Origin of the sequence: Carboxylicivirga marina (assembly GCF_016612505.1) — a bacterium.
Taxonomy (GTDB): Bacteria; Bacteroidota; Bacteroidia; order Bacteroidales; family Marinilabiliaceae; genus Carboxylicivirga; species Carboxylicivirga marina.
In genome coordinates this window covers 14,914-28,008 of record NZ_JAENRR010000039.1, presented here as the reverse complement: position 1 = coordinate 28,008, position 13,095 = coordinate 14,914, and the positions used below count along the sequence as shown (strand labels likewise).

Genomic DNA, 13,095 nt, shown 5'->3' with positions numbered 1-13,095 from the left:
TCTAACTAATTTGAATTATTTTTAAAATTTTTCTCCCAAAAGGCATTCCAATATACGGAACGATTATAAGGATCTTTAATCAAAGCAATCACTTTGCAATAAAACCTATAGCTTAACACGAGTTTTATAATGGACTTATGTTTTAATTCAACTTGACTATACCCATGAGGCAAGTTCTTACGATTATACATTATCCGGTGACACTCTCTTCGCCAATTTACTCTGTAATTAGTGAAATTATTTAGCTTATCTTTTAAGCGTAATGATGAAAACTGCAATAACCTCAAACTGTAATTTGTAGAGTTTATTTTAACAATGTAAAATGATGGCACAACCTTTTCTTTATCAAAATTTAGTTCAAGAACCATTCCTTTATCAGTATAAGGATAATACTTATGCGAATCATAATCAAAAACAAAATTTCCTAAAGAATAACAAATTAGAGTGTCATTATAGTATTCAAAACCCTGTGGGGTATGTGGATGATGCGATATAATAACATCAACCCGACTTGATTTAGCTAGTGATTTGAATAGCTTCCTTTTAGTTGGAGAAGGTAGTAACGTATACTCTTCGCCAATATGAGAATTTAAAATTATTACATCTTCATGAGGAATCATATTAAATTCATTTCTTAATTGCTTGAGCAATTTATCAGTAATCACTCCTCCTTTATTTTTTCTTACAGAATCACCCTCATTAATTGAAAATGCATAAACGTGTACTTTCTTGTCGTCAAGTTCTAATACAACCTTTTTATATAATTTATCATGACTTAATCCTACACCTAAGAAATGTAATTCATTTTTTTTCAAACAATTCATCGTATGAAGCAGGCCATCTATTCCATAATCAAAGGAATGATTATTAGCTAGATTATACATCGTTCTGTTAGCTCTGGGTAACAATGAAAATAAATTTTCAGGATTCGTTAAGTTAGCCTTCTGATTATTCCTAACCTTGAAATCTGGTTTTACAATTGGTGCTTCCAAATTATATATCACCCCTGAACTATTTTGAATAATTGCTTTTAGGCTTTCATCAAAATTAATCCTTCCATTTCCAAATTCATCAATAAAATGTCCATTAAAACAAACATCACCTGTAAAAACAAGATTATTCATATAAATTACTCTTTAATCCTCTGTCGTATTTCTTAACAAAGCTCCAAAGAAGATATACAAAGAAAACATTAAAAATAAACCCAACTGAACTAATGCCACCTACTGAAATATGAAAACTATTAAAAACGTAATACCCTAACATCAATACAGTAATTCTAAATATCAATAAAAATCCTTCATAAACTAACATTAATTTTTGAAGTTTTAATACTGTAATTAAATACGAAACCGAAGAACTAATATACATGAGAAACAACCAAGGAGATAAGTATTGTATAAGTTGACCTGAAATTCCCCACTCTGAACCCAAAACCAAAACTAAAATAGGTTTTGAAAACAACATTAGCAATACTAAAGGGATAACACCAAATTTCACAAGAGTAACAATTGTACTCTTTAACAAGACTCGTAAATTATTCCCTTTATTTAAACGTTCAGCACATTTTTTATAAAAAACAATTCCAATATTTTGCCCTACCAAATTTAAAGGTGTTGAAAATATCCTTAAAGCCATACCATAATAACCTACAGCTTCGGCACCAAATAGTATTTTAATTATTAACAATGGTAACTGGTTTGATGCAGAATTAATCAAAGAAATACCTGTATTATAAACCAGTATATCTTTATATGTATTTTTAAACTTAGCTATTCCACTATAAGGTTTAGAATCTGGAAATGGATTTGTACATATGTATATATATACCAAAACTGATAGAACCCCTGCCAGATGACCAAGGATTAATGTGTTAATAGTGGGTCCAAATAACCATACAGTCAATATCTGTATAACAAGCATCAGGCTAACTCTTAAAATCCGCCCCTTACTCATTACCTTATAACTTGAGTTATAATTTAAATATCCTTCAAATATTAATTGTAATGATAATAAGAAAGAGCCTAATGGATACAAGTATACTAACTTTGGAATTTCAAGCTCCGGCTTTATAAAAGGCAATAACCAGCCAATAAGAAAAAGTAAAAAATATAATCCAGAATGAGTGATCGCATTAATAACAAGAGCAAAAAAGCAATTCTCTTGTGCTTCGTCTTTTGTCTTAGCTAAAACAATAGTTAAATGTGATTGAAGGGACAACCCAACAGATAACAAAGTTGCAATGGCAACATAGAGAAAATAATCACCTAGCAAACTTGAAGTATACAACCTAGTAAAAAGCGGCAATGCACAAATGCTCATCAATTGAGCTATTCCACTTCCTTTAATCAATTGTAGACTATTTGAAATATATTTACTTAGCATTAACAATTCAATTTATCAGGTAGAAAAACATAAGTAAGTTGACGCCTGCAAAACAAAAAAACCATAATATCAGAAATAAATTCTTTTAAAGATTCTAAATATTTCAAGAGAGTATATCTTTCAGTTTCTTGTATAAATTATACCTTTTAACAAGCTTGAGGAACCAAGGCAAATTATTTCTTTCGTACTGGCAATAACCTACTGACTCAGCTCCAAATCCCCTAAGGAACAGCGCAATACCTTCAATGTCTGAACCACACAAATCTAAGATCCGATCTTGACCACTCATCTTTTTGATATAATAATCAACAACCCCAAATGACGCTTTTATCTCTTTGCCTTTCTTTAACGAAACAGAAAGAAGAAATACATCTCGTTTTCTCCCTTTAATAAAAAAACCACCTGAAATTACTTCTCCATCTTTTTCTACATATATTAAAGTTCCATTTCCTTCTTTAATTGTCTTATGTATTAATTGCGATAACAAATTACGTGTTTGATTGCCTATTTTAAGTGCACTATTGCTTCTAGACATTTTATTACGAATACGAAATAATTCTGAAGGATCTTTTCCTTCGTAAATTTTCAAAGTCTCTTTCTCAAATTTCTTTATATTACTTCTGTGTCGCGCCTCATATCTGCACTTTATAGCTTCATATGGTTGGCCTAGAAATAAATAATGTGTTCTCCTTTGCCTACTACCTTCGGATGACAACTTATTTTGATAAACGAATGAATATGAAATAAATTTAAATGATTTAGATAAGTATTTTTTAAATATTAATTCTAAATTGAAATCATATTTAGGATTGTGATAAAATGCACCAAAATTTTGAATTTCTGGTGGCATTTGAACTAATTGATAGCCCAGCCTCTTAACTATTGGCAATGGTATTACTAATGAATAATCATCAATAACAACACCTTGCCAGTTGGTACAAATAATATCTAGATTTGATGTGTAAGCTAACGGAGTTTCATTGATGGATTTTTCTATACAACCATCCCATTTCTCATCATCAATCTCATCTCTTTCTAATAATCTAAAATCCATAACATCCAATTGCTATTCAAAACGGCAAGTCATCATATATTATTGCTATTTTTTTATAATCGATACAAAAATAATGATGAAATTTAAACGTTCTTAAATAAAAAGGTAACAATTGAAAGTCTCAATTAAAAGAAAAGCCACAATACTAACCACCAGCGAGCTTGCCACAGACCACCGTCTACACAAGTTATCAAAATCACTTGAACAGGCAGGTTATCAGTGTGAATTTGTTTGTCGCATTAAATCAAACCACTTACCTTTTAAGGGTACGAACAAAGTTCACTATTTAAACACGATCTGGCAAAGTAGTGCTTTGTTTTACCTCATTTATAATTTACGTATTTTCTTTTTCTTGCTTTTTCATAAAACCAACCTAATTATTTCTATTGATTTAGATACACTGGTTGGCTGTGGCTTAGCGAAGCTTTTTAAACAATCGAAGCTTATTTTTGATAGCCATGAATACTTTCCTGAATCTCCAGAGATAAATAAAAAACCATGGATTAAAGCAATTTGGAAGCTGGCCGAGAAGTTTTTTATTCCTTTAGTTGACATTGGAATAACTGTTTGCCAACCCATTGCAGATATCTACAAAAACAAATACAATAAAGATTTTCTTATCATCAGAAATGCGCCAAGTGCCAAAAGAGAAATTAAAGAAACTTCAATAACAAGCAAACAGCGTTTGTTTACAATTTTATACCAAGGCGCTGTTAACAATGGGCGTGCCCTTAGAGAACTCGTTCAAGCCATGAATTTTATTGAAGAAGCACAACTCATCATTGTTGGTAGTGGTGACATATTTGAAGAATTAAAAAAGCTTTCAGATCCCTTAGGTGATAAAGTTCTAATGACAGGTAAAGTTCCTTTTGACAAGGTCGCATCATATACGGCAAACGCAGATTTGGGTATTGCTCTATTAGAAGACATGGGTTTAAACAATTACTATGCTTTACCCAACCGTTTATTTGATTCGCTTCATGCAGGACTACCTATGCTTGGAATTAATTTTCCAGAAATTGAGAAATTTATAAATGAATATAAATTTGGAACAACGATAGACAATATTGAACCACAAAACATAGCTAAGGCCATCAATAAAATCATCAACAATCCTTCTCAATTAAAAGAATGGCATGAAAATGCATTATCAGCACGCAAATATGTCAATTGGGAAGATGAAAGCCATAAGCTTATCTCCATTTTAAAGACGAATTAAAACAATAGTACGTATTTTCTTCCCCCCATTTGTCATACTAACACCTAACAATCATTCGTATGAACAAATTAACCTTAACCTTTCTGGTGATATTTTTCACCATTAATTCATTTAGTCAGGAAAAAGAAAACAAAGGAAGTTTTCGAATTACCACCGAACCATCATCGGCTAATGTGCAATTGGTTGATTTTCCGGATGCCACAAAACAATCACCTGCTGTTTTTAGTGATTATAAACCCATTCTATACAGCATCAAGATTGAAAAACATAACTATCAATCTATCGATACCGTCATTCATTGCCTACCGGGCCGAATGTTAAGCTACCATTTCGATCTGGTGACGAAAACAGGAACTGCCAATATTATCTCCCAACCCGAAGGCGCTCATGTTTATATCAACAATCAAAAGGTAGGTACAACTCCGTTAACAAATATTGCTATTCCATGTGGTCCTAACTTGATTAAACTAGTAAGCATTGAAGGTTCATCCTGGCAAGATAATTTTATTGTTGATGAGCAATTACCATTGTTAGTCAACCATAACTTTAGTCAAAGTTATCCGACTAATAATCGACCCTATAGCACACCTGTCAACAATGGATTCTCAACAAACAATACGGATCAATATACTGAAGAAACAGCAGGTAATGTACCAAGTGGCTTTGGCACCTTTGGCATTTACACCATGATTGGCAGCAATGGAGCAAAAGGAACTTCATACCGCTATGGTGCCGATTTATTTGGTTACCTGCGTTTATGGGGCGAATCAAATAAGGAATCTGAAATAAAAGGATTTGGTTTCGAAGGTGTTTTGCCGCTGGATCTTGATAAAGTAGCTTTTTATGCCAAAGGCGGCTTGGTATCGCGCACATTTGAACCACTTAACTCATATGGTAGCGAGAACATTACTTTTGTAACGCTTGGTGGTGGATTAAGTATTAAACCGAGTCCTCACTTTCAATTTTTTGCAGAATTTGAATTTGGCATGTATGATGATGAAGAATACATTGAAACAATAGATTTATGGGAGCAAAAATACAACAGCTTTAGTTCAGCAAGTGGTTGGGTGGGCATTCGCATTGCATTCTGATGAGATTGGTTATTTTTACAGAAAAATGAATCGAAATGAATCAAGGAAGCCTTAGTAACTTAACTCCCATTGCTAAATTAGTTGTATTATTTACAAGCATACTATTCTGCGTTTCAATTTCTACATTAGTAATGAGCTTAATAGCCAAACCTATATTTGATGTTGATATGACATCGATGGAAGAACTGCAAAGCAACATTACCTTTATGCAATCCTTTCAAATAATACAGAGCATTAGCCTTTTTATCATACCATCATTACTAGCCTTCTACTTTTTTTTCAAAAACTTTAATATTGGAATAAAAGGTGAAGGAACAATTTCAATTCAAACAGCAATCATTACTATTTCGTTAATATTTATAGCGCAAGCTTTTATCACGTATTCGGGATGGCTCAATCATCAATTACAATTTCCTGAATCCATGCAGTACATAATGGATTGGATGTCGAAGAAGGAAAATGAAACAGCAGAACTTACAAAAACACTGATACGGTCAGATAATTGGTTTCAAATATTCATTACTGTTCTTATGATGAGCATTTTGCCGGCTATTGGTGAAGAATGGCTTTTTCGAGGATTGCTTCAACGTTATCTGGGCGATTGGATTAACAATAAGCACATTGCCATATTTCTCACGGCTATTATTTTCAGTGCCGTGCATATGCAGTTTCTAACATTTTTGCCACGCTTTTTGCTAGGCATAATCTTAGGTTATATATTTATCTTTTCCGGAAATTTATGGCTGGCCATAATAGCTCACTTTACGAATAACTTCATGGCCATTATTGCTTATATAGTAATGTCGAACAATGAAGAACATTCGCCTTTAGACATACCATCTGAGAATCCTTTTGGTTTTGGAGTTGTCATTAGTCTTTTGGTTATTATTGGTGGATTATATGCAATAAAGCATATAAGTCTTCAAACACCAAGCAAAACGAATGCCTATTGAGGTTCTTTTTCGTGCTTGCGCAAAAGGTACACTACACCATAATTGGCGCACTTCAATCTTTTTTCCTCACCTTCTAGTTTATCAAAGTGAGCTTCAATGTCATTCCAGATATTAAGCACAATTCGATCTGCTGCAGCTCTCAAATCGGTAACTTTTTCGTGCATTTTCTGAGTTGTTACCAGCAGGTTTTTGTGATTGTTAAAATACTCAACAAACTTTTCATACTTTATTTTCACCATGGCAATAGATGGATTATAAATTCGAGAACCACCCATCATTCCTCTTTTCTCTTCTCCTTCAACCACCTGCTTACCTATCTGTAGCAATTGCTGTTCCGTACCCAGCTCAGGCACAGACTTCTCATCAATATCAAAACCATATAATTTACGTGCTTCTGGTTTAATTTCGCCACGGATTATACAGAAATTTAAAACCTGAATAAAATGAGAGACATACAAGCGTGTCACTTTAAATTGGTCGCCTAACAATTTACCGTATTTTGCCTGTCGTTCCTTACTAAAATTATATTGTGAAATTGCCTGTTCGTATTGAGGTAAAAATGATTGCAGCTCTAAAAAAAGCTTTTGACTATACGCTAAATCAAACGGACTAAGCTGCATACCCTTTTGAAGAGCAGCCTTTAAAGCCCGCAAACGAGCCTGATCTGTATTGGGGAGGCGACGATATGGCATGTTGTTTTCGATTAAAAGAGACCTGTTCGCATCTAAAAGTAGAAAAAATAACTTCTATTAACAAATATCAACAGATCAACCACTTTACTATTTCCAATTTTTAACATTAATTCATTCATCCGTCAAACTTAGCTGTTCATCAGGAAGAAACATTCGTTCATAAAAACGGATTATTTCAATAAAGGTTACTATTTTCTTAAAATCAGTTGGATAAAAATAAAAAAAGAACCATTCCATAAGGAACAGCTCTTTCTAAAAAAGTCTAACTTCTTAGTATTAATCTTTCAAAACAACATTAATAAATTATCGTTTTACAACCTTCTTAGTAATAGTGTTTTTACCTGATAGGCGAAGAATATAAACACCTTTTTCGAGGTTTACCATACTAATTGTTTTTAACGATTCGTTAATGTTAAACTGCTTAACCATCTTGCCGGATAAACTATAGAGTGCTCCTTTGGTATAAACATTCTCAGCACCTGAAATATTAAGCTCATTCTCAATTGGCATTGGATAAATTTCAACTTCAGTTTTTTTCGAATTATCAACAGCTGTAACTACCGTCCATTTGGCCCAAAGAACCAAGTTTCCAATGGCTCCTCTGGCAATAGTTGTTACTTCCTGAGTCAACAATTCATCCTCAAACCACCCATCAAAGGTGAAACCAGATTTTGTAGGCGCTTCTAAAGTCATAATTGCTGTTTCAATGGTATAGCTATCTGGATTTCCTGAAGCATTTGATGCCCCATCCATATTTCTGTATTCAACAGTGTATTCAATGATTTCATATTCTGCAGTTACTATTAACGTTGCGATAATGTTATTGAATGAAACATCCCAGCCTGTAAAGGTATAGCCAGTCCTTGTAGGTTCCGCAGGAGCTGTTGCAGCTCCACCATAATTAACATCTTCTGTTTTAAGCTCGCTCCCATCCCAATCTACAAAAGTAACTGCATACTGATTGATGGTATAAACAGCATTAACTGTCAAATTATCGGTAATATTATTAAATGGAACATCCCAGCCTGTAAATGTATATCCAGTTCGAGAAGGATTTGCGGGCGCAGTAGCAGCTCCTCCACTAACCACCTGTTCCGTTTTAAGTACAGCGCCGTCCCAATCAAGAAAAGTCACTGTAAAACCTTCGCCAATATTAATAACTTCGGAAGTTAAAGTCGTTCCTGGGAAAAAATCATTTGTCATGGTACAATAATAACTGCCTTCTTCCAAAAACCTAAACTGACCATTCCCTAAGCTTTCAATTTGCTCTGCTGTCGCAGGTATTCCACTGCCGTGGTTATACCAAATAAATTCAGTTTCAACACCATTAAACAAAGCTTCAGAAGACCAATCTAATACATATCCCATAAGCTCGCTTTGAGTATCATAAACAGTTTTATTTGAGATTTAGAAAAATGAAGGATAAGCTACCCTTATATCATATATCTCCGAAAATACCAATCTGTTTTGTCCGCAATTTAAAGGGTTAATTGAAGAGTTAACACCAATATCTATTGACGCAATATCATTATCTGAGCAGTCTAAATAGGTCAATGCTACGTTGGCACTTATATCTATACTTGTCAATTGATTCGATTGGCAAATCAACATCAACAATTGCAGATTATTACTAACATCAATGCTTTCTAGCTGATTATCGCTGCATTGCAAGTTCGTAAGTCCTGTGAAATATTCTATCCCTGTGACATCCGAAATATTCTTGTTATTGATATTAATGGGAAGAACATAACTGCCCGCCTCAGCAACACTTATTTCTCCATCATCATTGGTATCCAAACCTGCTAATCCAAGTAAAGCTTGCTTAAATTTAGCATCAGGAAAATCTATATTCTGGGCTGCACTTGCAAATGGCATTAGAAATAGCAATACGATTTGAATTGAGTAAATTTTTTTCATCTGATCTGTTATTAGTTTGTTATTAGGTTCTATCAAAGCTAAGTTAAACCTTATCTAACTTAATATCAACAATATTCAATACGCAAATCAGTACTCTTATCAACAAAAAAAGGCCGCTTGTCAAAGCGGCCTTTATACCTATTGCATAAACTAAATTTAGTCTGCCAACTTCGCTTTTAAAAATTCGCGATTCAAACGTGCAATGTTTGAAATAGAAACACCTTTTGGACATTCAACTTCACAAGCTCCGGTGTTGGTACAGTTACCAAAACCTAGCTCATCCATTTTCGCCACCATGTTTTTAGCTCTGCGAGCTGCTTCAACTTGCCCTTGAGGTAACAAAGCCAAGTGACTTACTTTAGCTGAAACAAACAACATGGCCGAACCATTTTTACACGTTGCCACGCAAGCACCACAACCAATACACGATGCTGCATCCATTGCTTCATCAGCATCAATTTTTGAAATTGGAATTGCGTTAGCATCAGGTACACCACCAGTGCTTATTGATGTATAACCACCAGAAGCAATAATTGTATCAAATGCGTTACGGTTCACAATTAAATCTTTGATAACCGGGAAACCAGCTGAACGCCATGGTTCGATAGTGATTGTTTCACCATCTTTGAATTTACGCATGTGTAACTGACACGTTGTTACATCATCATCCGGTCCGTGAGGACGACCATTGATGTATAAGGAACACATACCGCAAATACCTTCGCGACAATCGTGATCGAAAGCTACAGGCTCTTTTCCTTCGTTAATCAACTGCTCATTAAGCACGTCCATCATTTCAAGAAAAGAACTATCTACTGAAACTGTCTCTAATTTGTAAGTCTCAAAACGACCTTTATCCTTAGGTCCGTTCTGACGCCAAACCTTTAGAGTCAAACTTATATTATTTTCCATTTTTCTCTGTTTAACTAATAAGACCTATGATTATTTATAATTACGCTGTGCGACTTTTACCACTTCAAAAGTCAAGTCTTCTTTGTGCATCTCAGGTGCTTTATCTTCACCTTTGTACTCCCAACAAGCAGCATAAGCAAACTTGTCATCCTGACGCATCGCTTCACCCTCTTCTGTCTGGTACTCTTCGCGGAAGTGACCACCACATGACTCTTCACGATTTAAAGCATCGCGAGCCATTAAGTCACCAATATCGATAAAGTCAGCTAAACGAGATGCCTTTTCCAATTCAACATTCATACCTTCACCAGAACCTGGGATACGAACGTTACTGTAGAATTCTTTCTTAATGTTAGCAATCTTCTCGATAGCTTGCTCTAAACCTTCTTTGTTACGAGCCATACCAACGAAATCCCACATTACCAAGCCAAGCTCTTTGTGAATGCTATCTACTGAACGCTCACCCTTAATGGCCATCAATTTCTCGAATTTAGCTTTTGCCTCGTTTTCAGCATCCACAAATTCTTTTTCTTCACCTGTCATACGAGGCGTAGAAATATCATCAGCCAAATAGTTCTGAATCGTGTATGGAAGAACGAAATAACCATCAGCTAATCCTTGCATCAAAGCAGAAGCTCCTAAACGGTTAGCTCCATGATCAGAGAAGTTAGCTTCACCAGCAGCAAATAATCCTGGTACAGATGTTTGCAATTCGTAATCAACCCAGATACCACCCATAGTGTAGTGAATAGCAGGATAAATCATCATTGGTGTTTCGTATGGATTGTCATCAACAATCTTTTCGTACATCTGGAATAAGTTTCCGTAACGTGCACGAATAGCATCTTCACCTAAACGCTCGATCGATGATTTAAAATCAAGGTAAACAGCCAAACCAGTTGTTCCAACACCGAAACCAGCATCGCAACGCTCTTTAGCTGCACGAGAAGCTACATCACGTGGAACTAGGTTACCAAATGCAGGATAACGACGCTCCAGGTAGTAATCTCTATTTTCTTCAGCAATCTCCGTTGGCTTTAATTTACCAGCACGAATCGCTTCAGCATCTTCTTTTTTAGCAGGAACCCAGATACGTCCGTCATTACGTAATGACTCAGACATCAAAGTTAACTTCGACTGGAACTCGCCGTGAACAGGAATACATGTTGGGTGAATCTGTGCAAAACATGGATTGGCAAAAGCAGCACCTTTCTGATACGCTTTGATTGCTGCCGAACCATTTGAGCCCATAGCATTTGTTGACAAGAAGAAAGCATTACCGTAACCACCTGTTGCTAATACAACAGCATGACCGAAATGACGCTGGAATTTTCCTGTTACCAAGTCACGAGCAATAACACCACGTGCTTTGCCATCTACCATTACGATATCAACAATCTCGGTACGCGTGTATAAGTCAACGGTACCTGCATTTACCTGACGCATTAAGGCTTGGTAAGCACCAATCAATAGCTGCTGACCTGTTTGTCCTTTAGCATAAAAAGTACGACTTACCTGAGCACCACCAAATGAACGATTATCTAACAAACCTCCATATTCGCGGGCAAAAGGAACACCTTGTGCCACACACTGGTCAATAATGTCGTTACTCACTTCAGCCAAACGGTGAACGTTAGCTTCACGAGCACGATAGTCACCACCTTTTACTGTATCATAAAACAAACGGTGAACCGAGTCACCATCATTTGGGTAGTTTTTAGCAGCATTGATACCTCCTTGCGCAGCAATAGAGTGAGCACGACGAGGAGAATCCTGAATGGTGAAGTTCTTTACATTGAAACCCATTTCACCAAATGAAGCAGCAGCCGAAGCACCTGCTAATCCTGTTCCAACAACAATAATATCTAACTTACGCTTGTTAGCAGGGTTAACCAGTTTCTGGTTAGCTTTATAATTAGACCACTTTTTGGCCATTTCGCCTTGTGGTATCTTAGAATCTAATTTCATATCTATGATGTATTTAGATTAGACTATTGATAAAATGCAAATTGAAGGATAGCAATAGCAGTAAAGCCAAGGCCTACAATCCATGCGAAGGCAATTCCGATAACAGTCCAACGACAACGCCAGATGTTGTTACTTAAACCAAGTGTTTGGAAGGCTGACCAAAAACCATGAGTTAGGTGAATAGTTAAGCCTAAAGCACCAATCACATAAAGCACCACGCGCCAAGCTTCACTCAATGAAGCATTAACCAAGGCATAAGTGTTATGCATTTCAACACCATCAATGGTTACTGAATCAACAGCATGTGTAATTTGCAAAGGCACCCAGAAGTCTGCTAAATGAACAGCCAAAAATGCCAAAACAGTAAGCCCTAAGACAAACATGTTTTTAGAAGCCCACATAACATCTTTGGTATTGTTACCCGATGCATACTTTGACGAGCCACGTGCTTTGTTGTTTTGCGCTGTTAAAATGGCAGCATAAATAATGTGCACAATGAAACCAGCAAATAGCACAGGCTGCATACCATATTTAATTAATGGTAAAGCCATAAAATTGGCGGCTACATTAAACATCTGCCCGCCATCTGGCACAAGCAGTAGTAGGTTAATGGAAAGGTGGACGATTAAGAAAACCACCAAAAAAAGTCCTGATAAACTCATCAGTAACTTTCTTCCAATTGAGGAACCAAAAATAGTACTCATAGGAATCCCTTTTTAATTTATTTATTTGTTAAAACTAATTTGTTCTTTAAGGCTGCAAATGTAGGTGTGAAACGCCCTCTGGGCAAATAATATTAACGAATTAATTCTATATTTATATCAATTCTAATTAACCACACATTTAAACATATTATTCTATTATTTTTTTAACATTTGTTATTGCAAATTAATATAAAATTAAA

General features: G+C 35.3%; 12 protein-coding genes. 3 read left to right on the top strand and 9 right to left on the bottom strand.

The features are described from left to right. Positions 1-5: 5 nt before the first annotated feature. The 3 genes from JIV24_RS15130 to JIV24_RS15120 form a co-directional block, all read right to left on the bottom strand. Positions 6-1,124 carry a CapA family protein gene (locus tag JIV24_RS15130; RefSeq protein ID WP_200465905.1) on the bottom strand — a complete coding sequence of 373 codons (1,119 nt, stop codon included), beginning with the start codon at positions 1,122-1,124 and terminating at the stop codon, positions 6-8. Continuing rightward, positions 1,117-2,352, bottom strand: a complete 1,236-nt coding sequence (locus JIV24_RS15125) for a lipopolysaccharide biosynthesis protein (RefSeq protein ID WP_200465904.1) — start codon at positions 2,350-2,352, stop codon at positions 1,117-1,119. The genes JIV24_RS15130 and JIV24_RS15125 overlap by 8 nt, the downstream gene beginning before the upstream one ends. Before the next feature lie 136 nt (positions 2,353-2,488). Then, a complete protein-coding gene (locus tag JIV24_RS15120; protein ID WP_200465903.1) occupies positions 2,489-3,439 on the bottom strand; it encodes a hypothetical protein in 951 nt (316 codons plus the stop codon). A 112-nt stretch (positions 3,440-3,551) separates the two neighbouring features. Here JIV24_RS15120 and JIV24_RS15115 point away from each other — a divergent pair, with 112 nt between their 5' ends. Genes JIV24_RS15115 through JIV24_RS15105 form a run of 3 tightly spaced genes read left to right on the top strand, consistent with a single transcriptional unit; the run spans position 3,552 to position 6,702 of the window. Continuing rightward, complete coding sequence (locus tag JIV24_RS15115) at positions 3,552-4,658, top strand: glycosyltransferase (protein ID WP_200465902.1); 1,107 nt, start codon at positions 3,552-3,554, stop codon at positions 4,656-4,658. A gap of 59 nt (positions 4,659-4,717) precedes the next feature. After that, positions 4,718-5,749, top strand: a complete 1,032-nt coding sequence (locus tag JIV24_RS15110) for a PEGA domain-containing protein (protein WP_200465901.1) — start codon at positions 4,718-4,720, stop codon at positions 5,747-5,749. Between the two features lie 35 nt (positions 5,750-5,784). Then, positions 5,785-6,702: a CPBP family intramembrane glutamic endopeptidase gene (locus JIV24_RS15105; RefSeq protein WP_200465900.1), complete on the top strand. Its 918-nt coding sequence runs from the start codon at positions 5,785-5,787 to the stop codon at positions 6,700-6,702. On the opposite strand, the gene JIV24_RS15100 is transcribed toward JIV24_RS15105, so the two are convergent. From JIV24_RS15100 to JIV24_RS15075, 6 genes are all read right to left on the bottom strand, one after another. Continuing rightward, complete coding sequence (locus JIV24_RS15100) at positions 6,696-7,394, bottom strand: hypothetical protein (protein ID WP_200465899.1); 699 nt, start codon at positions 7,392-7,394, stop codon at positions 6,696-6,698. The genes JIV24_RS15105 and JIV24_RS15100 overlap by 7 nt on opposite strands. Positions 7,395-7,697: 303 nt before the next feature. Further along, positions 7,698-8,762: an InlB B-repeat-containing protein gene (locus tag JIV24_RS15095; protein WP_200465898.1), complete on the bottom strand. Its 1,065-nt coding sequence runs from the start codon at positions 8,760-8,762 to the stop codon at positions 7,698-7,700. A 39-nt stretch (positions 8,763-8,801) separates the two neighbouring features. After that, positions 8,802-9,311 (bottom strand): leucine-rich repeat domain-containing protein, encoded by a 510-nt coding sequence (locus JIV24_RS15090; RefSeq protein ID WP_200465897.1) that lies wholly within the window; start codon positions 9,309-9,311, stop codon positions 8,802-8,804. Between the two features lie 156 nt (positions 9,312-9,467). Then, positions 9,468-10,223, bottom strand: coding sequence for a succinate dehydrogenase/fumarate reductase iron-sulfur subunit (locus JIV24_RS15085; protein WP_200465896.1), 756 nt, complete (start codon positions 10,221-10,223; stop codon positions 9,468-9,470). A gap of 30 nt (positions 10,224-10,253) precedes the next feature. Next, positions 10,254-12,191, bottom strand: coding sequence for a fumarate reductase/succinate dehydrogenase flavoprotein subunit (locus tag JIV24_RS15080; RefSeq protein ID WP_200465895.1), 1,938 nt, complete (start codon positions 12,189-12,191; stop codon positions 10,254-10,256). Positions 12,192-12,214: 23 nt separating this feature from the next. After that, a complete protein-coding gene (locus JIV24_RS15075) occupies positions 12,215-12,895 on the bottom strand; it encodes a succinate dehydrogenase cytochrome b subunit (protein ID WP_200465894.1) in 681 nt (226 codons plus the stop codon). Between the last annotated feature and the right edge of the window lie 200 nt (positions 12,896-13,095).

Bases quoted from the DNA above. Each gene is read 5' to 3' on its own strand.
- JIV24_RS15120 (WP_200465903.1), bottom strand. From the start codon at position 3,439: ATGGATTTTAGATTATTAGAAAGAGATGAGATTGATGATGAGAAATGG.
- JIV24_RS15130 (WP_200465905.1), bottom strand. From the start codon at position 1,124: ATGAATAATCTTGTTTTTACAGGTGATGTTTGTTTTAATGGACATTTT.
- JIV24_RS15085 (WP_200465896.1), bottom strand. From the start codon at position 10,223: ATGGAAAATAATATAAGTTTGACTCTAAAGGTTTGGCGTCAGAACGGA.
- JIV24_RS15080 (WP_200465895.1), bottom strand. From the start codon at position 12,191: ATGAAATTAGATTCTAAGATACCACAAGGCGAAATGGCCAAAAAGTGG.
- JIV24_RS15095 (WP_200465898.1), bottom strand. From the start codon at position 8,762: ATGGGATATGTATTAGATTGGTCTTCTGAAGCTTTGTTTAATGGTGTT.
- JIV24_RS15100 (WP_200465899.1), bottom strand. From the start codon at position 7,394: ATGCCATATCGTCGCCTCCCCAATACAGATCAGGCTCGTTTGCGGGCT.
- JIV24_RS15110 (WP_200465901.1), top strand. From the start codon at position 4,718: ATGAACAAATTAACCTTAACCTTTCTGGTGATATTTTTCACCATTAAT.
- JIV24_RS15075 (WP_200465894.1), bottom strand. From the start codon at position 12,895: ATGAGTACTATTTTTGGTTCCTCAATTGGAAGAAAGTTACTGATGAGT.
- JIV24_RS15090 (WP_200465897.1), bottom strand. From the start codon at position 9,311: ATGAAAAAAATTTACTCAATTCAAATCGTATTGCTATTTCTAATGCCA.
- JIV24_RS15105 (WP_200465900.1), top strand. From the start codon at position 5,785: ATGAATCAAGGAAGCCTTAGTAACTTAACTCCCATTGCTAAATTAGTT.